This is a genomic window from Synechococcus elongatus PCC 11801 (assembly GCF_003846445.2).
Taxonomy (GTDB): domain Bacteria; phylum Cyanobacteriota; class Cyanobacteriia; order Synechococcales; family Synechococcaceae; genus Synechococcus; species Synechococcus elongatus_A.
Genome location: NZ_CP030139.2, coordinates 2480570 through 2501846 on the forward strand (window position 1 = coordinate 2480570; position 21277 = coordinate 2501846).

At 54.9% G+C, this 21277-nt stretch carries 21 protein-coding genes; 13 read left to right on the plus strand and 8 right to left on the minus strand.

Features of this window, described 5'->3' with window-relative positions; translation table 11 throughout:
• Position 1: 1 nt before the first annotated feature.
• Entirely contained in the window at positions 2-568 is a 567-nt protein-coding gene (locus tag DOP62_RS12390) for a photosystem I assembly protein Ycf4 (protein ID WP_208674409.1), read from the minus strand.
• 224 nt (positions 569-792) lie between these two features.
• On the opposite strand from DOP62_RS12390, the gene psbD reads away from it, so the two are divergent.
• On the plus strand, positions 793-1851 hold the full coding sequence (psbD, locus tag DOP62_RS12395; protein ID WP_208674406.1) for a photosystem II D2 protein (photosystem q(a) protein): 1059 nt from the start codon (positions 793-795) through the stop codon (positions 1849-1851).
• On the plus strand, positions 1835-3220 hold the full coding sequence (gene psbC, locus DOP62_RS12400; protein WP_208674403.1) for a photosystem II reaction center protein CP43: 1386 nt from the start codon (positions 1835-1837) through the stop codon (positions 3218-3220). The genes psbD and psbC overlap by 17 nt, the downstream gene beginning before the upstream one ends.
• A gap of 355 nt (positions 3221-3575) precedes the next feature.
• Here the strand turns inward: psbC and DOP62_RS12405 are convergent, their stop codons facing one another.
• The 3 genes from DOP62_RS12405 to DOP62_RS12415 form a co-directional block, all read right to left on the minus strand.
• On the minus strand, positions 3576-3917 hold the full coding sequence (locus tag DOP62_RS12405; protein ID WP_208674400.1) for a DUF1815 family protein: 342 nt from the start codon (positions 3915-3917) through the stop codon (positions 3576-3578).
• A 167-nt stretch (positions 3918-4084) separates the two neighbouring features.
• Positions 4085-4297 carry a DUF2839 domain-containing protein gene (locus DOP62_RS12410; RefSeq protein ID WP_208674397.1) on the minus strand — a complete coding sequence of 71 codons (213 nt, stop codon included), beginning with the start codon at positions 4295-4297 and terminating at the stop codon, positions 4085-4087.
• 142 nt (positions 4298-4439) lie between these two features.
• Positions 4440-5945, minus strand: a complete 1506-nt coding sequence (locus tag DOP62_RS12415) for a helicase C-terminal domain-containing protein (protein WP_208674396.1) — start codon at positions 5943-5945, stop codon at positions 4440-4442.
• A gap of 57 nt (positions 5946-6002) precedes the next feature.
• Here DOP62_RS12415 and DOP62_RS12420 point away from each other — a divergent pair, with 57 nt between their 5' ends.
• The 5 genes from DOP62_RS12420 (at position 6003) to DOP62_RS12440 (ending at position 13088) form a co-directional block, all read left to right on the plus strand.
• Positions 6003-6839 carry a prephenate/arogenate dehydrogenase gene (locus DOP62_RS12420; RefSeq protein WP_208674395.1) on the plus strand — a complete coding sequence of 279 codons (837 nt, stop codon included), beginning with the start codon at positions 6003-6005 and terminating at the stop codon, positions 6837-6839.
• A gap of 28 nt (positions 6840-6867) precedes the next feature.
• On the plus strand, positions 6868-8460 hold the full coding sequence (locus tag DOP62_RS12425; RefSeq protein ID WP_261789884.1) for a hypothetical protein: 1593 nt from the start codon (positions 6868-6870) through the stop codon (positions 8458-8460).
• Positions 8461-8528: 68 nt separating this feature from the next.
• Complete coding sequence (locus DOP62_RS12430; protein WP_208674393.1) at positions 8529-9449, plus strand: FecR family protein; 921 nt, start codon at positions 8529-8531, stop codon at positions 9447-9449.
• A gap of 433 nt (positions 9450-9882) precedes the next feature.
• The gene (locus tag DOP62_RS12435; RefSeq protein ID WP_261789883.1) at positions 9883-11736 is read left to right on the plus strand and encodes a CHASE2 domain-containing protein; all 1854 of its coding nucleotides are present in this window, start codon (positions 9883-9885) and stop codon (positions 11734-11736) included.
• 2 nt (positions 11737-11738) lie between these two features.
• Positions 11739-13088 (plus strand): mechanosensitive ion channel domain-containing protein, encoded by a 1350-nt coding sequence (locus DOP62_RS12440; RefSeq protein WP_208677099.1) that lies wholly within the window; start codon positions 11739-11741, stop codon positions 13086-13088.
• Between the two features lie 119 nt (positions 13089-13207).
• Here the strand turns inward: DOP62_RS12440 and DOP62_RS12445 are convergent, their stop codons facing one another.
• Together DOP62_RS12445 and DOP62_RS12450 are read right to left on the minus strand one after the other, a co-directional pair.
• Positions 13208-14338, minus strand: coding sequence for a hypothetical protein (locus DOP62_RS12445; RefSeq protein ID WP_370538806.1), 1131 nt, complete (start codon positions 14336-14338; stop codon positions 13208-13210).
• A 303-nt stretch (positions 14339-14641) separates the two neighbouring features.
• Positions 14642-15388 carry a creatininase family protein gene (locus DOP62_RS12450; protein WP_208674391.1) on the minus strand — a complete coding sequence of 249 codons (747 nt, stop codon included), beginning with the start codon at positions 15386-15388 and terminating at the stop codon, positions 14642-14644.
• A gap of 169 nt (positions 15389-15557) precedes the next feature.
• Here DOP62_RS12450 and DOP62_RS12455 point away from each other — a divergent pair, with 169 nt between their 5' ends.
• Positions 15558-16178 carry a J domain-containing protein gene (locus DOP62_RS12455; protein ID WP_208674387.1) on the plus strand — a complete coding sequence of 207 codons (621 nt, stop codon included), beginning with the start codon at positions 15558-15560 and terminating at the stop codon, positions 16176-16178.
• 226 nt (positions 16179-16404) lie between these two features.
• On the plus strand, positions 16405-16716 hold the full coding sequence (locus DOP62_RS12460) for a DUF6679 family protein (protein ID WP_208674385.1): 312 nt from the start codon (positions 16405-16407) through the stop codon (positions 16714-16716).
• A gap of 9 nt (positions 16717-16725) precedes the next feature.
• Here the strand turns inward: DOP62_RS12460 and DOP62_RS12465 are convergent, their stop codons facing one another.
• A complete protein-coding gene (locus DOP62_RS12465) occupies positions 16726-16848 on the minus strand; it encodes a hypothetical protein (RefSeq protein WP_261789882.1) in 123 nt (40 codons plus the stop codon).
• 111 nt (positions 16849-16959) lie between these two features.
• On the opposite strand from DOP62_RS12465, the gene DOP62_RS12470 reads away from it, so the two are divergent.
• The 4 genes from DOP62_RS12470 (at position 16960) to mutY (ending at position 20851) form a co-directional block, all read left to right on the plus strand.
• Positions 16960-17538: a DNA-3-methyladenine glycosylase gene (locus tag DOP62_RS12470; RefSeq protein ID WP_208674383.1), complete on the plus strand. Its 579-nt coding sequence runs from the start codon at positions 16960-16962 to the stop codon at positions 17536-17538.
• Between the two features lie 2 nt (positions 17539-17540).
• A complete protein-coding gene (locus DOP62_RS12475) occupies positions 17541-18557 on the plus strand; it encodes an aspartate carbamoyltransferase catalytic subunit (protein WP_208674381.1) in 1017 nt (338 codons plus the stop codon).
• 258 nt (positions 18558-18815) lie between these two features.
• On the plus strand, positions 18816-19778 hold the full coding sequence (locus DOP62_RS12480) for an RNA polymerase sigma factor, RpoD/SigA family (RefSeq protein ID WP_208674379.1): 963 nt from the start codon (positions 18816-18818) through the stop codon (positions 19776-19778).
• A complete protein-coding gene (gene mutY, locus DOP62_RS12485) occupies positions 19778-20851 on the plus strand; it encodes an A/G-specific adenine glycosylase (protein ID WP_370538807.1) in 1074 nt (357 codons plus the stop codon). The genes DOP62_RS12480 and mutY overlap by 1 nt, the downstream gene beginning before the upstream one ends.
• Before the next feature lie 61 nt (positions 20852-20912).
• Here the strand turns inward: mutY and DOP62_RS12490 are convergent, their stop codons facing one another.
• A complete protein-coding gene (locus DOP62_RS12490) occupies positions 20913-21248 on the minus strand; it encodes a hypothetical protein (protein ID WP_208674377.1) in 336 nt (111 codons plus the stop codon).
• Between the last annotated feature and the right edge of the window lie 29 nt (positions 21249-21277).

Genomic DNA, 21277 nt, shown 5'->3' on the forward strand with positions numbered 1-21277 from the left:
CCTAGAGACCCTCCAAGGGCACGGCCAAGAAACGGGCGAGCTCAGCGCCCTGAGATTCCAGCTCTGCCAAAGGCAACGGCTGACCCACCCGAGTCAGCGGCACGTCACCTCGGCCCTTGACCTTGAGGTAAAGCGCTCGCTTGGGATTAAGGCCTTCTTTGATGTCGACTCGGACCGCTTGGATGTCGCTGAGGGGATAGGTGATCTCCACGCGGCGATTCTTGCCGGGAAAGCCCCAGCGAAAAATCGTAGCTTTTTGGCTGGCGCGATCGAAGGCGTTGTAGCCCCCGCCAACATCGAGGCTAATCACAAACCAGAGGTAGCTGGCCAACAGAATTGCTGCGATGCCGTAAAGACCCATCACCAAGCCTTGGGGCAAGAAAGCCAAACGAGTGGGCTCGGAGAAGGGCAGCAGATTGACCTGTAAGTAGCTGGACAGCCCTGCCAGCAAAAAACCGACGCCCCCGATCGATACTGCGATCGCCCAAAAGTAGTTGCTGGGGCGGCGAGAACCCAAAATGGGCTGCCGCAAGGAATCAGTCTCGACAGTCGCTGCGGGGCTCGGCATAGGGCGGTGATGTTGGGTCTACAAGTGCTGGTGACGATCTTAGGCCGAGCTGGGCTGAGAGAGGCAGTTTGTTCGGTATCGATAAGTAAATTTGCTCAAAGGCTTGCTGTCAAAGCTCTCTGAGCAATTCGTGTCGGATTGTAAAAATCCTTGGAGCCGATATCATGGTGTGGACAACTTGCTGAAACGTTCTGATTTCAGTACGGCAAGAGGTTTTAGATCCAATGACGATTGCAGTAGGGCGAGCGCCAGCGGAGCGGGGATGGTTTGACGTCCTCGACGACTGGCTGAAGCGCGACCGATTTGTATTTGTGGGTTGGTCTGGTTTGCTGCTGTTTCCCTGTGCGTACATGGCACTGGGCGGCTGGCTGACTGGGACGACCTTTGTGACGTCGTGGTACACCCACGGCATTGCGTCTTCGTACTTGGAAGGCGGCAACTTTTTGACCGTGGCGGTCAGCACGCCAGCGGATGCATTTGGTCATTCGTTGATGCTGCTGTGGGGCCCCGAGGCACAAGGGAACTTCGTGCGTTGGTGCCAACTGGGCGGTTTGTGGAACTTCGTAGCACTGCACGGCGCCTTCGGTTTGATTGGCTTCATGCTGCGTCAATTTGAGATTGCGCGCTTGGTGGGCGTCCGTCCGTACAACGCGATCGCCTTCTCGGGTCCGATCGCGGTGTTCGTGTCCGTGTTTTTGATGTACCCATTGGGGCAATCGAGCTGGTTCTTCGCACCGAGCTTCGGCGTGGCAGCGATTTTCCGGTTCTTGTTGTTCCTGCAAGGGTTCCACAACTGGACCTTGAACCCATTCCACATGATGGGCGTGGCGGGCATTTTGGGTGGAGCACTGCTGTGTGCCATTCACGGTGCGACGGTGGAAAACACTTTGTTCGAAGACTCCGAGCAATCGAACACCTTCCGAGCGTTTGAGCCGACGCAGGCTGAAGAGACGTACTCGATGGTGACGGCGAACCGTTTTTGGAGCCAGATTTTCGGGATTGCGTTTTCGAACAAGCGCTGGCTGCACTTCTTCATGTTGTTCGTGCCAGTGACGGGCTTGTGGATGAGCTCGATTGGGATTGTTGGTTTGGCATTGAACCTGCGGGCATATGATTTTGTGTCGCAGGAGCTGCGTGCAGCCGAGGATCCGGAGTTTGAGACGTTCTACACGAAGAACATCTTGTTGAACGAAGGGATTCGGGCCTGGATGGCACCGCAAGACCAACCGCACGAAAAATTCGTCTTCCCCGAAGAGGTTCTGCCCCGTGGTAACGCTCTCTAGTCCTTCCGCGATCGCTGGCGGCCGGGATATTGACTCCACCGGTTACGCCTGGTGGTCCGGCAACGCTCGTTTGATCAACCTGTCCGGTAAGCTACTGGGTGCTCACGTCGCCCATGCTGGCTTGATCGTGTTCTGGGCCGGTGCGATGACGCTGTTTGAAGTCGCGCACTTCGTCCCTGAAAAACCGATGTATGAGCAAGGCATCATCCTGCTCTCGCACTTGGCAACTCTCGGCTGGGGCGTTGGCCCGGGCGGTGAAGTTGTCGATACCTTCCCCTACTTTGTGGTTGGGGTGCTCCACCTGATTTCTTCGGCGGTTCTGGGCTTGGGTGGTGTCTACCACGCCCTGCGCGGCCCTGAGTCGCTGGAAGAGTACAGCACCTTCTTCAGCCAAGACTGGAAAGACAAGAATCAGATGACCAACATCATTGGTTATCACCTGATTCTGTTGGGTCTGGGTGCCTTCCTCTTGGTCTTCAAGGCCATGTTCTTTGGTGGCATCTACGACACCTGGGCACCGGGCGGTGGTGATGTCCGCGTCATCTCCAACCCCACGCTCAACCCTGCCGTCATCTTTGGCTATCTGCTGAAATCGCCCTTTGGTGGCGACGGCTGGATCGTCAGCGTTGACAACTTGGAAGACGTGATCGGCGGCCACATCTGGATCGGCCTGATCTGCATCTCCGGCGGCATCTGGCACATCCTGACCAAACCCTTTGGCTGGGTGCGTCGTGCCTTCATCTGGAACGGTGAAGCTTACCTGTCCTACAGCTTGGGTGCTCTGTCGTTGATGGGCTTCATTGCCTCGACGATGGTTTGGTACAACAACACCGTTTACCCTTCGGAATTCTTCGGCCCGACCGCTGCTGAAGCGTCTCAGTCGCAAGCGTTTACCTTCTTGGTGCGTGACCAACGTCTGGGTGCCAACATCGGTTCGGCTCAAGGCCCGACCGGTCTGGGTAAATACCTGATGCGCTCGCCGACCGGTGAGATCATCTTTGGTGGTGAGACCATGCGTTTCTGGGACTTCCGTGGTCCTTGGCTGGAGCCCCTGCGTGGCCCCAACGGTCTTGACCTCGACAAGTTGACCAACGACATCCAACCTTGGCAAGCTCGCCGTGCAGCTGAGTACATGACTCACGCACCGCTGGGCTCGCTGAACTCGGTGGGTGGTGTGGCAACGGAAATCAACTCGGTGAACTTCGTGTCTCCCCGTGCTTGGTTGGCTACCAGCCACTTCGTTCTGGCCTTCTTCTTCCTAGTTGGTCACCTTTGGCATGCAGGCCGTGCGCGTGCTGCTGCGGCTGGCTTCGAGAAAGGTATCGATCGCGCCACCGAGCCTGTTTTGGCGATGAAAGATCTCGACTAATTCCTAACTTGGGAATTCAGGTCTGATCTGTAAAAAGCCCTTGCTTCGGCAGGGGTTTTTTCATGTTTTGAATGGTGGAGATGGGATGAGTCTTTCGTCCTGACCGATGCCAAGCTGCAGCCTGGAATTGGCTGAGGAAGAGGTTGACGTCGAGCCAAACTGCTGGCTTAAGCTTTTGGGGACAGTATTTGAGCCCTCGCTAAATCCGCAGTCGATCGCAGTCTGTGGCCGCGATCGGGCTTGAATCAAAGTTTTACTGTGCAAGATCGACCCATCAAAAAAGCGGCTACGAGAGCCGCTGCTGGGAAGGAGAGAAGAAGAAAGAAGTCAGTTGGCCATCAATCGCAGGGACGCTTTAAACTTTGAGGGTGCGAATCTGGCAGTTTTGAGGCGAAACTTGCTGCTTGATTAGGTTGGCTAATTCTTGGAGTTGACTGATCGCCTCAGCACCTTCTAGCTTCATTAGCTCGCGATCGTCGCGCATTTCTGTCCAAGTGATGCCGTAGTCGGAGACCAGAAAACGAATCAAGTGGTCATTTCCCAAGCTGACCATGAAAGAGGCGCTATTCATCTGCCCACCACAGGTGTAGCAGGAGGCAAGATAGCCCTGATTCTCGAGTGCCGTTGCCAGAGCTTGTAGGCTCATGACAAGGTCTTTGACAAAGTATCGATGTTGTTCTGCAAGCCGTATGAACACGATCGTTCTCCTGGGCTATTCATAATTTTACACTTTCTTAAGATTGATAGTGACCCTCTCAAGTTGGACTTGGTTTAGCGCGATCCCCATGTCTTGTCAACACTGCTAGCGGTCGCTGGCAGTTTGCTCAGTATTCCCGCGATCGCGGCTGAGCATTCAGGCTCCTGCTAATCTGCCAGTTGCCACCAGCCCAAAGCTGGCCCAATCAAACGCACGGTGAGCCAGATCACAACAAGGGCGCCAATGCCGATCCAAGCTCCTTTTGTGGTGAGCGCAATAAACTGCTCGGACTGCTGTTTGGTAATGGGCAAGCCAGGAATCAGCGGTTGGTTGGCCTTGGTGTTGGCATCGCTATTTTGACGGCGCTTAGCTTCTCCCACGATTGTTCTCTAGCTGCAAAACGTCTTGCTGCCGATCATCGCATGCTCAGGTTTTCCCTTCATTCCGCAATCAGGGCAAGCGAACCTTCATGGTTTGAATGGGTAAGCAACCGCCAATCAGAACTCTCGGTTGGCCGACAAGCTAATTGTTGGACTCTTCCTGAGCGGCCCAAGCATTAGCTGGATCCTCGAGGCTGAGTTGTGGCAGTCGTTCACTGGGCGCGATCGCCTCTAGAAATGCTTGGCCATAGCTGCGGCGTTGGAGGCGACCGTCGTAGACAGCAAGTAGCCCACCGGTTTTGCGCAGCGGTGCGATCGCTTGTTGCAGTCTGGCAAGGGCGTCGGGGAGCAGAAAGTCTCGAAACCAATCCCAGCGTTGCTGTTGATAAAACTCGATCCGAGCGGCGGTCAGAGGCTGTTCGGCGCTGGCAAAGGGGAGCGAGGCGATCGCGATCGCGGCAGGCGTGGGGTGATGGGGCTGCTGTTCCAGCCATGTCGCCATGCTGCAGAGCCGGATGGCGTTGTCTGGGTGCTGGGCGCTTGCACCCACTTGGACCCGACTGCCCCATTCTGCTGCTAAAGCACTAGCCACCTGCTGGAGCAGAGGCTGATCGTCAACGATGAGCACAATTGAACGATTGCTCAGCCAGAGCAGCAGCGATCGCAGCTCATGGAGGAGGGCTCTCTGAAAATGAGGGGTGTTGGGCAGGACAGCTTGGCGGGGTAGGAACAGTCGCAGCCCTGGGGCATGGCGATCGCCTGCAAATTGAGCAGTGGTTGGGGTCGGTAGACCCAGCCGATTACTCCAAACGGGAGCAGCACTGTTGGAATCGAGGGCTTCGCCTGCCAAGAGAAGTGGGCGATCGCGCCAGAGTGGGGCGGCCAGCTCTGCCACCGCTAGCGGCTGTCGACGAAGCTGAAACTGCCCTGTTTCGCGAACGAGGTGTGCAACTTCGACGGCTGGCGTTGGGACCTGCAGCCAGCGCTGCCAAGCTATGGGTAGATTGGTCTGTGATCGCAACCATGTCACCAGCGGCAATAAATCTTCAGCCTCCAGCCGATAGTGCTGCGTGGGATTGACGGGGCGTTGAAATAACTGAAAGGTCAACCGCGCTTGCCAGTCCTGCAGCTGGGCCTGAGCAGCGGGGTAGCAGCAGCGCAAAACATTCCAGTCATGAGGGGTAATTACTGCACTTGCAGCGTTGATGAGTTGTGCTTCCAAGTCCTCGGCAGCAACGATGGCGAGCGGCCAGTGGGGATAGTGGGTCTGGACGGTTTGCCAATGCTCAACGTCGGTCAGCCAAATTCCTTGAAAGTCTTGGCTGGGTAACTGATCGGCAGTCAGCAACGGTTTTTGGAGGTCGAAGTGATGCTGCAGCAGTGGCAACTCGCGATGGAGCAAGCGATCGCCCAGGAGGGAATCGGCGAGGATCACTACGGGGCCTTGCCAGAGCAGGAGCGGCAAGAGTAGACCGCGCAGATAGAGGCGATCGCCCCCGCTGGCTGGGAGTTGTAGCAAGGTGGGTTGCTGCAGGCGCAGCGAACGAGCAGCGAGGCGTGCCACGCTGAGATGATGCGGCCAGGCATTCTCGGGGGTTTGCTCCCGCAGCCAGCGGCGCAGCAGTTGGTGAACTTCGACCTCAAACATTGGCTCATCCTAGCGGCCTTACGGTCGGTAGGATCAACAGCAGTGGCAAGAGACGTTATGCGCATCGGCATTGTTGGACTGGGCTTGATTGGCGGCTCACTGGGCTTTGATTGGCGCGATCGCGGCCACACTGTGTTGGGCTATAGTCGCCGTCCTGAAACCTGTGAGCGGGCGATCGCCCGAGGCGTGGTGGATACCGCCAGTTCTGATCCGACCGTCTTGCAGGATGCGGAGGTCATTGTCCTGGCCACGCCGCTAGGCGCGCTGGAAACGACTGTGCAGGAATTGCGCAGCTACTGGCAGCCTGATGCGATCGTCACCGATGTTGGCTCGGTCAAGCAGCCGATTGTCAGTGCCCTGGAGCCACTGTGGCCCCGCTTTGTTGGGGGACATCCGATGGCGGGCACCTCTGAAAACGGAATTGAAGCAGCCCTGCGAGGACTCTTCCACGATCGCCCCTACGTGTTGACGCCCACAGATCAAACCGATCCTGAAGCGATCGCAGTGGTTGAGCTGTTGGCGCAGGAGCTTGGGTCTGTGGTGCTGCGCTGCGATCCGGTCAGCCACGATCGCGCAGTCGCTGCCATTTCCCATTTGCCAGTCTTTGTCAGTGCCAGTCTGATTCAGACCTGTCTGCAGGAGCCAGATCCAGATGTACAAACCTTGGCAGCGACCTTGGCCAGCTCTGGCTTCCGCGATACCAGTCGCGTTGGTGGTGGCAATCCCGAGCTAGGCGCAATGATGGCGCGCTTTAATCGAGTGGCATTGCTGGAGCAGATCGATCGCTATCAGACTCAGCTAGAACGGTTGAAAACGGCGATCGCTGCTGCCGATGACGCTGCGATCGCGGCTATCCTGCAGCAAAATCAGGAAGTGCGGCCGCGCTATCTTTAGGCCGATTGAGGCTGAATTCAAGCTTTCCATGTCGAGTCAACCGACTGCCTCTCTCGAATCTTTGCAACAGGCTGAACGGCGCTGGCAGCGACGGCTCAGTTTGGGGTTACTGGCGTTGGCTGCCGGTTCCCTCGCTCTCCTGTTGGTGCAACCGCGCAATGAACCCTGCGGCCGTTTCTGGGTCTGGTGGCTGGCACCCGTGGCGGAACGGCTCTACTGTGCGGGTCAACAGGCCCAACAAGGGCAACTGGCCAGTTTACAGCAAGCACTGTTTCTTGCTCAGACTATTCCGGCTTCGGACCCCCTCTACGACACGGCTCAGCGTTATATCGAGCAGTGGACTTGGCAGGCGATCGATCTGGCCAAAGTGCGTTTGGATGATGGCGATCTGGCCGGCGCGATCGCCATCCTGCAACAACTGCCAAAAGTGCCCTGTCGCGAACGTGATTGCGCCCAAACAGCTGTTAAGGAGCGGCTCGAACAGTGGCCTCGCCTCTGGGAAGAGGCTGAGCAGTTGGTGGCGGAAGCAGAAGCTGAACTGATGCAACTGCAGTGGGATCGGGCGGCAGCCCTTGCTTCTGGCTTATTAGCCAATGAAAGCTCCTACTGGAATACGCGACGCTATGAAGCGCTGAATCAACGCATTGTTGCTGTGCGATCGCCCCAAGGGCCTTTTCCCAAGGTGGCGCAGCAACTGGCCAAAGACGATTTGGACAGCCTGATTGTGGCAGTGCAACTGCTCCAATCCGTACCCCGCTCCAGCCCCGTGCGGGATGTGGCGGATGCCAACCTCAAACGAACGGGCGATCGCCTTTTAGATCTGGCGAAGACGGCGCTGGAACGACGGAACTTAGCGCCGGTTGAGCAGGTGGTAGCAGCGCTCCAAACTATCCCAGCCCTGCAGGCAACGGCGCAGGACTTGCAACAACTACAAGCTTGGCAAGTGCGAACTTGGAGTGGCGAGATTCCGGAACTGGCCAAGGTTGTCGCCGCTGCCGAGACCTATCCCCGCGATCGTCCGCTGGCTCGTTTGATTCAGCAGTACAGCAGTCGCTGGCAAACTGAAATTGAGGATTTGCGCCGTCTGGCTCAGGCAGAACGACTCGCTGCCAGTGGACGTATTGAAGACTTGCGCCAAGCTCTAGGGGTGGTTCGCCTTATTGCCGAGACCAATCCTCGATCGGCTCAGGTCAAACGCCTTCAACAGAGCTGGCAGGCTCGGATTGAGCAAAGCGAAGATCAGCCCACCCTACAAGCTGCCGATCGTCTTGCGGCTGAAGGAAAACTACTGGAAGCGATCGCAACTGCCCAGCGGATTTTTCCCGGTCGTGCTCTCTACACAGCCGCGCAGGCGCGAGTGCAGGATTGGCAACTTCAGATCGATGCCCAGGGCGATCGCGAATTGCTCGCACAAGCTCAAGCCTTTGCTGCAGCTCAGGATTGGGACAGCGCCATTCGCTTGGCGCAGCAAATTCCGCCAGGGCGTCCGCTCTACGGTGTGGCTCAAGCACAAATTCGGACATGGGAGCAGGCCAGACCGCCGCTGATTCTGCCAGACGAGCCAACGGCCCCTTCACGCTGGGAAACCCCGACTGACCCAGCGATTCCTACCGGACGTTAAGGGTTTGGGTCAGACGTTGCTAAAGCTGATGTAATAGGGGCAACGGCGACTGCAACTGAGAGGCAAATATGGCGATCGCATGGGCTCGCATGCTTTTGAGCGCAGCACTTGTGGGAAGTGGTGCTTGGCTTACGAGTGCTCCTGCGATCGCTGCAGAACAGGCCACAATTGTGGAAATTTTGGATGGCAACCAAGTTTTCATCAATAATCGCCAGGTCCCTGTCAACAGCCGAGCCAGCCGCAACCAACTGGTGCGTACGGGGGATTCGCGGACACAATTGCGCTTCAGCGATCAGGCGATCGGGCGCTTGGGGCAACAATCGGTGATCAAAATTGGCTCCCGTTGTTTTCAGATCAGTCGGGGCCAAATTCTGATTTCAGGTCCCCAAGATGGCTGCACCAAGTCAGCCCGCCTGAGTGTTCGCGGCACGAACTATGTAGTTGAAGTCACGGCGGACGGTGCTACCAACATCTCAGTCTTAGAGGGACAGGTTGCAGTGACCACCTTTCAGGGGCAGGCAGGAACGGCAGGCGCGGATACCAATCCCGATCCGGCTCTGATCACAGACCCGAACCTCAAAGAACCGAGCGACCCGACCATTCAAATCCCTGGCAGTGACAGTCCATCTGGACAAATCCCAGCGCCCAACATGCCAGCCGGCGATGCCTCACTCACGACAGACCCCAGCCTGACTGAAGCTGGTGACCCCATCGAAACCTTCCCCGAAAATGAAGGTAAAACGGTGGTTCTGCAGGCAGGGCAACAGTTGCAGCTCAGTCCTGAGGGAGTTTTGCTGACAATTTTGCAGTTGACAGCAGGCGATTTTGCAGGCTTCCTGCAAGGGCAACTCTTTAGCGGTTATCAGGAACCCTTGCCGGGGTTATCGAACATCCTCAATCAGTACCAAATTCTCTTCCCAGGCGTGGGCTTGCCAGGAATTCCAGGTATCCCAGTTCCATCGGTGCCCAGTATTCCATTCTTCTTCTAAATCTTGGGTTTTTCCAATACTCAATTTTGCCTAGAGATACGCAAAGTGGATCTCGAATCCAGCTGCGCCAGATTGCATTGATCTGACAAACAAAAGTTCAATGTATATGGTGTTTAAGAGTAATTTCGGTAGTTGGCTTGCACTGTGATCTCAGTCAATAACTGAGAAATAGTCAGTGTTCAGGCCGATACGGGTGTTGAAGATCAGCCAGCGACCGCGCTTTACGAAAAACTAGGCCAAGGCACAGCAATCTGGCATTTCAATATCGCAGTTGGTAATTGAAGAACTAGGTCAGGGGGAAATATTCTGGAACCTCTAGAGTCTCTGAGATGGACATCAATAAGGACTGCTAACCCTTACTGAATGCAACCACGAGCGGAGATGATTGCTGGCAAGGCTTAAGATTGAGCGATCGCCGTTTGCGGAAACCATAGTGCAGCCCAATTCGATCGATCGTTGGTGCTGGCGCCTTCTGATTGTGGTCAGTGTGGCTCTCGGTGGGTTGGCAGCTTGGATGCCGCGCACGCTGCAGCGTACTGACCGAGCGCTGCAACAACAGCTATTGCTTTTGCAAGGTACTCGCCCTGCCCCAACTAACCTGCTGATCGTCAAAATTGACGATGCCAGTTTTGATCAGGCCGCCTTTTTCAGTGAGGATCCCCAGGCCCCTGCTTGGGCAAAAGATCTGGAGGGATTTCCTTGGCCACGGGCAATTTATGCCCAACTTATCGATCGCTTGTTTGCAGCTGGAGCCCGCGCGATCGCGATTGACCTCCTGTTTGTCACCCCCAGTGCTTTTGGGCCAGAGGACGATGCCGCGCTAGCACAGCGATTGCAACGCTATGGCGATCGCATCAGCCTGGCAACCGAGTATCGCGAGCCTGATGGCAGTGGTGGTCTTAGTCTGGGTGAACTGACGGAGACCTTGGGCTCCAACCTGCGGGTTGGCTACATCAACACCCTGCCGGCAGATGATGGCCAGATTCTCGACCATCCAGCCCGCTACCGTGAAACCGTGGTTGCACCGCTTGGGCTCCCTGTCTTGCCCAGCCTGCCCGAAACGTTGCAAAAAGAGCGATCGCCAGCTCGGGCGCTGCGCTACTACGGGCCGCAGGGACATCTCGCTCAGATCTCTGCTTGGCAAGTGTTGGATGACGCAGAGTGGCGACGAGTGCAAGGCCAAGTGCGCGATCGCCTGATTTTGATTGGTCCGACGGCTGCATCATTGCAGGATCAGCATGCAACTCCCTGGGGTATTCAGTCCGGTGTAGAAATTCTGGCCACTGCCTTAGCGAACGATCGCGATCGCTCGGGGTTACGCTTCTGGCCCCAGTCTGCCCCCATGCGGGCTTTGCTCACCAGTCTGTTTTCAGTGGCAATCGTGCTGGTTTCGCGATCGGGGCGATCGCTGCGTTGGCAGATTGCTCCGGCGATCGCTGCAGCGGGACTCTGGATGGTCGTTGCTTGGCTGAGCTTGCTAGCAGGCTGGGTCCTGCCACTACTGCTACCCCTCGTTGGCAGTCTGGCGATTGGCGTCAGTACTGGCGCAGCAGCCTACTTACGAGAGGGACTGGAACGCCGTCGGCTGCGGCAGACCTTTGAACGCTACGTGGCACCCGCTGTCGTCGCTGAAATTCTGCAAAGTCCCTTAGAAGCGCAGCAGCTGTTGCGGGGTCAGCGCCGAACCGTCACGATTCTGTTCTGTGATCTACGGGGGTTTACGGCTCTGACGCGTGATCGTGCCAGTTTGGGTGATGAGGAAACCCTGATCAGTCAGCTCAATGAATACCTGACGGCGATGGTGACCGAGATCACCCAAGTCGGTGGCACTATCGATAAATTTATTGGCGATGCAGTGATGGCGGTGTTTGGATCACCGCTCTCCCAAGGAGAAGAAGCTGATGCGGCGGCCGCGATCGCAGCGGCTCTTGGTATGCGTCAGGCACTCGAAACCCTCAATCAGCGCTGGCAAGCCGAAGGTCGCCCCGTCCTCGATAACGGCATCGGTCTCCACTGCGGGCCAGTACTCGCAGGGAACATTGGTTCGCCCCAACGGCTGGAATTCACCGTGATGGGCGATACGGTCAACTTGGCGAGTCGATTGGAGAGCATGACCAAGGAACTCAAAGCCCCGATCGTGATCAGTGAAGCACTGCAACAGGTTTTGGGCGATCGCCTGCAAACCCGATCGCTGGGGCGATCAGCAATTCGCGGCTACGGCGAGGTGGCTCTCTATGCCGTTGAAGGCTGGGCGATCGCTGTTCCAGAAAACCCAAGAGTGTCTTGACGATGGATTTGATCGATCGCTTGGAACGGTGGGCCAGCACGCCTCTCTTTCGGCTGGGCAACAGTCAACTCTCTTTAGGGTCGCTGATACTGCTGGTCTTACTGGCTGGCTTGCTGCTCTTCCTGATGCGTCAGATCAACCGCTGGCTGCGTGAGATTGTGCTGGTGCGTTTGGGGGTCGAGCGAGGCAGTCGCGAGGCGATCGCCACCATTAGTAGCTACCTATTGACAGCATTTATCCTCCTGATTGCCCTGCAAGCGATCGGTTTGGATCTCAGCTCGTTCACGGTCTTGGCTGGTGTTCTTGGCCTAGGACTGAGCTTAGGTTTGCAAAAGCTATCTGCTAGCTTTTTTAGCGGCATCACCTTGCTCCTAGAGCAACCGATTAAAGTTGGCGATCTGGTCAGCTTGGATGGAGTTCTTGGAACCGTTGAAAAAATTTCCTTCCGCTCGACTTCTGTATGCACCCTCGATCAAGTACATGTCATTGTTCCTAACGATCGCCTAGTTGATTCCAATATTATTAACTGGAGCTATCAAGGCACTGCCAGCCGTGTTCATCTGCCGATTAGTGTCGCCTATGGCACCGATCCCCTCTGGCTGATGGATGCCTTGCTCACCGTTGCCCGACAGGATAGTCGCGTTCTTTCTCAACCTGCACCCACAGTTTGGTTCCGCAGCTTTGGTGATTCTGCACTGAATTTTGAGCTGCTATTTTGGACCGATCGCCCCGAACTTATTGAGCCGATCAAAAGTGATCTCAATTTTCGAATTGCTAGTGAGTTTCAGCAGCGTAATATTCAAATTCCATTTCCGCAGATGGTTATTCACCGACCTCAAAATGCCACTGTAGCGGAGCTGCCAAGCGACTATTTACCCAGTCTGTTACGGCGCGTTGATCTCTTTCGAGACTATGACGATAGTCAAATTCGCTTACTGATTGAAAAAGGCTATCGCCGCGCCTGTCATGCAGGTGAAATTCTCTGTCGTGAGGGTGAAGCTGGAGAAGAATTTTATCTGATTCTGCATGGTCGCTTCAGTGTGCAGGTGCAGAGGCAAGAAGAAGCGATCGCAATTCTTGAGTCTGGTAACTTTTTTGGTGAATTGGCAGTGATGCTGGATATCCCGCGCACAGCGACGGTCGTGGCGATCGAGCCGAGTGTTCTGTTTGTTGTCGATCGCAATAACCTGCGCCACCTCTTAGAACGCTGCCCCAATTTAGCTGAAGCAATGGCTGAACAATTAGCCCAGCGCAAACAAGTATTAACAAGGGCTGGCCTTTTGGCGCCAACCTCCAATCAATCGCGACCCGATCAACTGCGGAGTGTGTTGCGTCGAGTCCTCCGCTTATAGGGATCATCTATTCGTGGACTGGAACTGATTTAATGTGCTGTCTACGCACTCATTGCTAGAACGATTGCCTCATGCTGTGAGCTTGCTCAGTTGCCATCCGTCACAATAAGCCAATGGGTTTAAAGAAACCAAGCAATCAGAGCGACCAAAATCAAACTTATCCAAGCTGAGATTTGCCCAATTGTGCCAATGTGGTTCAGTCGGATGCGTAGAGTGTCTTTCTCTTCTTTCTTGACTGCTTCTAGCTGATTAGAGCTCCAAAGGAACAGGATAAAAAGTCCTAGCGAAATTAGATAGCAATAAGCGTAAATCTTGTCCAGGAAAGTGAGATAGGGAATTGCAGGCAGTTCGCTCTTATAGCTCTGCTGCATCAGGACTAGTGTCAGTAATGCTGTTGAGGGAATAGCGAGACGAACTTCCTCTAAGAGGCTATCCAAACTAGGAGCGAGCAGCACGATGATCATGACAATCAGTAGCGGCAGAATCCAAGTCATAAAGGCCGACCAAGGCTCAGTAGAATAGAGGACGTTGACGCTCAACTGACTAAACGTCTCCTCTGTATTTTTGGCGGAAATTGGGTAGGTATTTGTAGACTGTTCAATCCAGCCCTTTTCGAGCTTATAGCCTGACAGCTCACTGTAATTACCAACAATTGTTGTCATGTTCGGGTCTGGCTCTAGCACTACGGCATGATTGCTAAAGGCAAAGGACTCTGGGCGCGTCTCCAGAACGGTCTGTAACTGCACGCTGCTAAAAGGCGATCGCCGCTCACCAATCTGGGCAATGTAGAAATTCCCTGAGAAACGAAAAGTTTGGTAATAGCTACCATCGGGTAGCCGCCTTGGTTCACTCGTCTCTGGCTCAATTCGAGAGTTCCAAGGCTCCACCTGATTGAAGAAATCAATCATTTTACCCGGACGGAGATTTTCCTGTTGCAGAATCTCGTTTAATTCTTCTGTCCAAGCTACCCAATACCAACCATCGGCAGAATAGGTTTGGAGTGCTAACTGCAAGTTGTAGACATTCTTAAGTTGAATTCCAACTTTTAAGGGAATGGTTTTGCTAGGAAGAATTTCTTGGCCATCCTGATTGGGTCTGGCAATTGAGAGTTCCTGGCGTAGCGTCTTCGCACCCGTGCTGATTGCCTCTGAGGGTGCTGACTGGAGCAGCGTGTGTCCCATCAGGATCAGCGAGATAACAACAAGACTCAGGACTAGCCAACGACTTGGGCGAATGCGAATAATCATCATGTCCCTAGTCATACCCCGCACCTGATAAAAACTCTCGCTTGTTTTTAATTTGAAACTGAGTCAGTATCTGGATCCTACTCAAATGTTTAGGCAGATATTTTATGAAACTTTATTCGTATCTCCTCGCTGGCGATCGCTCATGTCTAGCAGCGAAGCCAAATTTTTAATAAAACGATGTGAAACTGTCTTGGTCTTGATCGGCAAGACAGACTGGCTCTTGAGATTATTTGAATAAGTCAATCGCCGCTCAGATGACAGAGCGTTTCTAGTGTCTTGAGTCAACTAAAAAGCAATGACTCGCACTCACTCTGATACCAGAAAAGATTCATAGGATTGGCTGAGTGCTGCCACAGCCGCTTCATAGAAACGTTGACCCTGTTCAGGTGTTGCGAGAGCAGGATTAGACCCCATCCGACCATCGGGATAGCGGCGTCGGAAATCAGCTGCGGCATAGATAGCATGACTGGTGTTCACCTCAGCGGTCAGCGGCGCTTTTTTAATGGACTTGGGATGGACGAACTGCGTGAGCGCGACTTCACTGGGGGTGGCATGGGACCCTTCTTCGTCGCCATACAGCTCGCGGGCCAGATGGGTCACTGCAGGCACCATGAACCAGTTCGCGAGATGACAGCGCAGGCGATCGGGTTCTGGGCAGCGGCGATCGCTTGCCACAGCGTAAAACTCCGCAAACGCAGCACGCACCGTTGCAATATTGCCCCCATGCCCATTGATGAAATAGAAGTGGCGAAAGCCGTGCTGAGCCAGGCTACTGAGGTAGTCCACCAACACCTGAAGCAGGGTGCTGGGTCGCAAGCTAATACTGCCGGGGAAGGCGAGATGGTGCAGCGCCATACCGACATTGATTGTTGGCCCAACGATCGCTTGGCATCGATCAGCAACCCCCTGGGCGATCGCTTCCGCACAAATTGCATCAGTCCCAATGAGTCCAATGGGGCCATGTTGCTCAGTGGAGCCGATAGGGATGATGATGCCGTCACTCTGTTGCAGATAAGCTTCGACTTCAGGCCAGGTAGAACGCTGCAACAGCATGGGAACCGCTCAATCGTGGGGCTGACCTGATGATACTGAAGTCTCTTGAATAGACTGCTCAGTGCTGCTGATGATAGGGCTACGACAACATTTCAGATGAATGCCAAGCAGAGTGGTCACTTTGGAGCTGCGATCGCTAGCGTAAAGACGTTTATCCTTGACCGAACTGATGGATGAGGTCACTCAAGCTCGCTTGTTGCTGCAACTTCCTCTTGACTTTGATGAAGCGCAACTCAAGCAGCAGTATCGACAGCAGGCCAAAGCGCTCCATCCCGATCGCAACGATCATCCGGAAGCCCACACTCAGTTTCAGGAGTTGACGATCGCCTATGAAACGCTGCAGCAAGTCTTGCGCGATCGTGCTCAGGCCGCCTCTATTAAGCACTCAGACGCCGCTGATAATCCAGCAGGAACTCGCGTTACTGTCACCCGACGATCGTCCCCAACGCAATCTGCCCCCCCGCCAGAGCCCCCGCCGTTAACCCCCGAACAGCAGCTTCTCCGTCGCAATGCTGAGGTGCAACTTGAGGACTTACGGCAAAAGGGGCAATGGGTGCAGGCTTTGCTGGTCGTTGATGAACTGTTGCGGGCATTGCCTCACGATGCTCGAGCGCGACGGCTCAAGGGCTGGGTTTACTTCAACTATGCGCAGCAACTCATCGCTCAGAACAAGATCGATCGCGCTCGTCAGTACCTCAAAGGAGCCCTGAAATGGGCCAATAGTGACGCTGAATTGTGGCGACGGATCGAAACCATCTATACCCAACTCGAACGGCGGGGTCGCTGGTGAGATCATCGATCGGATCGCTCAAAAAATGAGTCTCTTTGAAGCCTTGATGTCACCTAAAGCTGGCAGCAGTCTGGCTCCAATGGGTGCTGCACTGTCCCCACCAGAAATCGGGCATCATGGGAGTAGCTGGACGCGTGTACTATGATCAGCCCAATCCCGTCAGGGAATGGTGCCCCAACAGTCCGATGGTCACGGGTCGTTCATAAGTCTGCCCTGGAGAACCACGATGCTACACCGCAAGATCTACCAACTTTGTAGCGACGGTCGGGAGGTCTGGGTGTTCCTTCGAGATCAGCAACGGTGGATTGAACGTGCTCGCATTCTCGATATCGAGGGCGACCTGGTGACACTCCGTTACGAAACAGAAGAAGAAGACGAAATTTGTTCTTGGGAAGAAATGGTTCGCCTCGAAAGTATTGGCGCGGTTACGCAGCGACTGGCTACATTCCCGCGTACAAACGTCGAGATCACTGTCTCTGAAGAATGTCCTGAAGCCGAACAACTGCCTAAAAGCAGTGGTGACTTGCCTGAAAACTAGTCGCTCTGGCTAGTGAGCGGTGCCATTGCCGTGGTAATCATCAGAATCGTAGAAGCCGTTGCGCGTCCCAAAGTAGAGCGTTGCAAGGGTGAAGAGAATGGTGAGCAGGAGTAAGACAAGCTTGAAGTCCATAGTGCACGGCGCTCGCAACCCGATACCCCTCAGCTTGCCGTGCCGACTGGGTCTTGGCGAGGCTCCTGTCGGCTTTCTTAATGATTGGCGGCGGCTGTGACTGTTGGTGGCATGTTGGAGCAGCCTTGGCAGCCCTTGTTGACCCAGCCTGCCACCGATGCCGCGATCGCACTCTTAGGCTGCTGGCTAGTTCGGCGCTTTGCCGATGGTCGCGTCATTCGCGGTCGCATTGTTGAGACTGAAGCGTATGCGCCTGGCGATCCGGCCTGTCATGGCTATCGTCGTCAGACCGATCGCAATCGATCAATGTTTGGCCCGCCGGGACAGGTCTATGTCTACCAAATCTATGGGCGCTATCACTGCATCAATCTCGCGACAGAAGCGGGAGGTCTGGCTAGTGCAGTGCTGATTCGGGCGCTGGAATTTCCTGACATTGAGGCGATCGCGGCATCTGGACCCGGACGACTCTGCCGTTTTTTGGAAATCGATCGCCAACTAGATGGGGCTTACTTGGGTCCGACCAGTCCCTTAGATGTGGAAGTCGTGGATCAGCCCTTGGGACGAATCATTCAAACCACGCGGATTGGCCTGACCCAAGGGACTGATTTACCGTGGCGCTGGTATTTGGCTGAGAGTCCTGCTGTTTCACGCCGCGATCGTCGTGCCGAAGCATTGCAACGAGGAGTTTGAGAGTGAGCGAGTGGCAACGCCGACATATTCTGTCGCTGGCAGACTTTAGCCCTGCTGAATACGAAACTGTCTTGCGCACTGCTTCAGGTTTTGCTGAGGTGCTGCAACGTCGCAACAAAAAGGTGCCGACCCTACAGGGCCAAGTCGTGACGACCCTCTTTTTTGAGCCGTCAACGCGGACGCGTAGTAGCTTTGAGCTGGCTGCGAAACGCCTTTCGGCTGACACGATTAACTTTGCCGCCAGCAGTTCTTCACTGAGCAAAGGCGAGACGATTCTCGATACGGCGCGCACCTATCTGGCGATGGGTAGCGACATCATGGTCGTGCGCCATGCCCAAGCAGGTGTCCCGCAGGCGATCGCCCGTGAAATGGAACGGTTGGGAACGCAAGTGCGAGTCCTTAATGCGGGCGATGGTCAGCACGAGCATCCCTCACAGGCACTGCTGGATCTGTTCACGATCTGCAGCGTGATTCAGCCGGAACAACCAAGTCTCAGCGCGATCGCTGGTAAAAAAGTTGCGATCGTCGGCGATATTCTCCACTCGCGGGTGGCGCGATCGAACATCTGGAGCTTGACAGCCGCTGGAGCCGAAGTTCATTTAGCAGCACCACCAACCTTACTGCCGCCGGAATTTGCCCAGTTCGCTGACACCCCAATTCCTGGGAGCAATGCTCAGCGGCAGCTGCATGTCCATTGGGAACTAGAACCGGCACTGGAAAACGCTGATTTTGTGATGACTTTGCGCTTGCAACAGGAGCGGATGAGTCAGTCGTTGTTGCCTAGTTTGCGGGAATACCACCGCGAATTTGGCTTAACCCGCGATCGCTTGCGGGCTTGCCAGCCAACCGTGAAGCTTCTTCATCCGGGGCCAGTCAATCGAGGTGTGGAACTCAGCTCTGACTTGATGGAAGATGAGTCGATTAGCTTGATTCAGCCGCAAGTGACCAACGGTGTCGCGGTGCGCATGGCGCTCCTGTATCTGATTGGGGCGGCTGTGCCGGCAGCAGTTCCGGCCTAAGTCAGGAAACTCGACAGTGCTCCGGTCTTGGCTGTATCCCGATCGCTAGAGAACGGCTCTCGACATAGGAGCGTCCTTGGAGAGTTCCAGAAGGCAGCGATCGCGAAAAATCAGCAATTTATGAGGAGCGATCGCTAGGTTTCCCCTCAGTTATGACGTAAGCTGAAAGAAAGTTAACAAAAATTAAGACAACTTCACCAGCCAGAACCGCTTCTGACTGGCCAAGGCTCGTCGTCCACCGTGTTGCCGAGGTTTCCCGTGGCCAAACCTGAGACTCCTACCTCCGATTTAGTCCGCACCTACCTGCGCGAAATTGGTCGGGTGCCCCTGCTGACCCATGAAGAAGAGGTTGTCCTTGGAAAGCGGGTCCAGCAGTGGATGAAGCTCCAAGAACTGCGACAGACGTTGCAGTCGGAAGAGGGCGATCGCGACCCTAGTGAAACTGAGTGGGCTGCCGCTGCTGGTATCTCCGTCGAAGAGTTGCGTCAGCAGCAAAACTTGGGCGAGCAGGCCAAGCGCAAGATGATTGAGGCTAATCTGCGCCTGGTCGTTTCGGTTGCCAAAAAATATCTCAAGCGCAACATGGACCTCTTGGATCTGATCCAAGAAGGCACGATCGGCATGCAGCGCGGCGTCGAGAAGTTTGATCCGACCAAAGGCTATCGTTTTAGCACCTATGCCTATTGGTGGATTCGCCAAGCCATTACGCGGGCGATCGCGGAAAAAGCGCGCACAATTCGCCTGCCAATTCACATCACCGAGAAGCTCAACAAAATCAAGAAAATGCAGCGCCAGCTGTCGCAACAACTGGGCCGGACTGCAACCTTGCCGGAGCTAGCCGCAGCGCTGGATTTAACCCCAGCACAAGTTCGGGACTACCTCGAAAAAGCACGGCATCCGCTGTCCTTGGATCTGCGTGTTGGCGATAACCAAGATACAGAGCTGGGTGATTTGCTGGAAACGGATTGCACGACGCCGGAAGAATTTACGCTACAGGCGTCAATGCGTCGGGATATCGATCGCCTCTTGGATCAACTCACCGATCAGCAACGGCAAGTCATCGCACTGCGCTATGGCCTCGAAGATGGTCAGGTGATGACGCTGGCTTCGATTGGCGATCGCCTGCAAATCAGCCGCGAACGCGTGCGTCAGTTGGAGCGCGAGGCGCTACACACCTTGCGTCAAGCGCGATCGCAAGTGCAGGAATATCTGGCTAGCTAATGTTTCCGACGGCAGCGATTCCGGATTTGCGGCGATCGCTGCTGGCTTGGTATGAGCAGCAGGGGCGCGATCTGCCGTGGCGTCGGACTCGCGACCCCTACGCCATCTGGATTTCGGAGGTGATGCTGCAGCAGACCCAAGTCCAGACGGTGATTCCCTACTACCAGCGCTGGCTAGAACGCTTCCCGACTGTGGAAGCACTGGCGATCGCCGATCTCAATGCTGTTCTCAAAGCTTGGGAAGGGCTGGGTTACTACAGTCGCGCCCGCAATTTGCACCGTGCTGCCCAGCAAATTGTGACGGAGCATCAGGGATATTTCCCCGAGGATGCAACTGCCGTCGAAGCTTTACCTGGCATTGGTCGCACGACTGCGGGCGGCATTCTCAGTGCGGCTTTCAATCAGCCCCAAGCGATTTTGGATGGCAACGTGAAACGGGTGCTGGCTCGTTTAGGGGCGTTGCCGCTGCCACCGGCTCGGGCGATCGCGCAGCTCTGGCAATGGTCGGAAGCCCTAATCGATCCCAAGCATCCCCGCGACTTTAATCAGGCGATTATGGACTTGGGCGCGACGGTCTGTACCCCGCGCAAACCTAGCTGCGATCGCTGTCCGTGGTCGTTTGCCTGCGCCGCCTACAATACCGAAATGACTGAACAACTCCCCCTACGCGAAGCTAGCTCGCCGATTCCCCACAAACAAATTGGTGTCGCTGTCATTTGGAACGATCGCGGCCAAATTCTGATTGATCAACGTAAACCGGAAGGCTTGCTGGGCGGGCTATGGGAATTCCCGGGCGGCAAAATTGAAGCGGGCGAAAGTATCGAAGACTGTATTCGCCGCGAAATTCAAGAGGAACTGGGCATCGCGATCGCAGTCGGAGAACATTTAATTTCGGTTGACCATACCTACACGCATTTTCGTGTGACGCTGCACGTTCACCACTGTCAGCATTTAGAGGGTGAGCCGCAGGCGATCGAGTGCGCTGAAGTTCGCTGGGTAGAGCCCTCAGAATTAGACGATTTTGCCTTCCCCAAAGCAAATCAGCAAATTATTGCAGCGATCCAAAACAAATGAAATTGCTATTTAGGTCTTGACTAAGAGGCAACTCAGATATGAATAAATCCATCAGATCGTTCTAATAACGACAATAGGGATTTCTTGCAGCAACGCAGTACTGGTAAACACTTTGTCGCATCTGCTCTACGCTTTGGGCGCTGATTGGGTTTCCAAAACAATTGCCTTTTGCAATCAAGCTATTAGTTTTTGGCATGGGATAAGCAGCATCCATAGTGCCGTTATTACCATGCAACAGGCCAACACCTCGGAATACCATTATAAAAAGCGGGTCACCATCTATACAGCGGATCTCAACACCCCTGTCTAAGTCATAGACAATTGATGCCTTCACTGCTGTGGACAATACTGCTTCCAACCCAGCTAAAAACAATATTGATGCAACAATTAGTTTCATGTAGGTAAAATTAATTCAACTATAGTTTT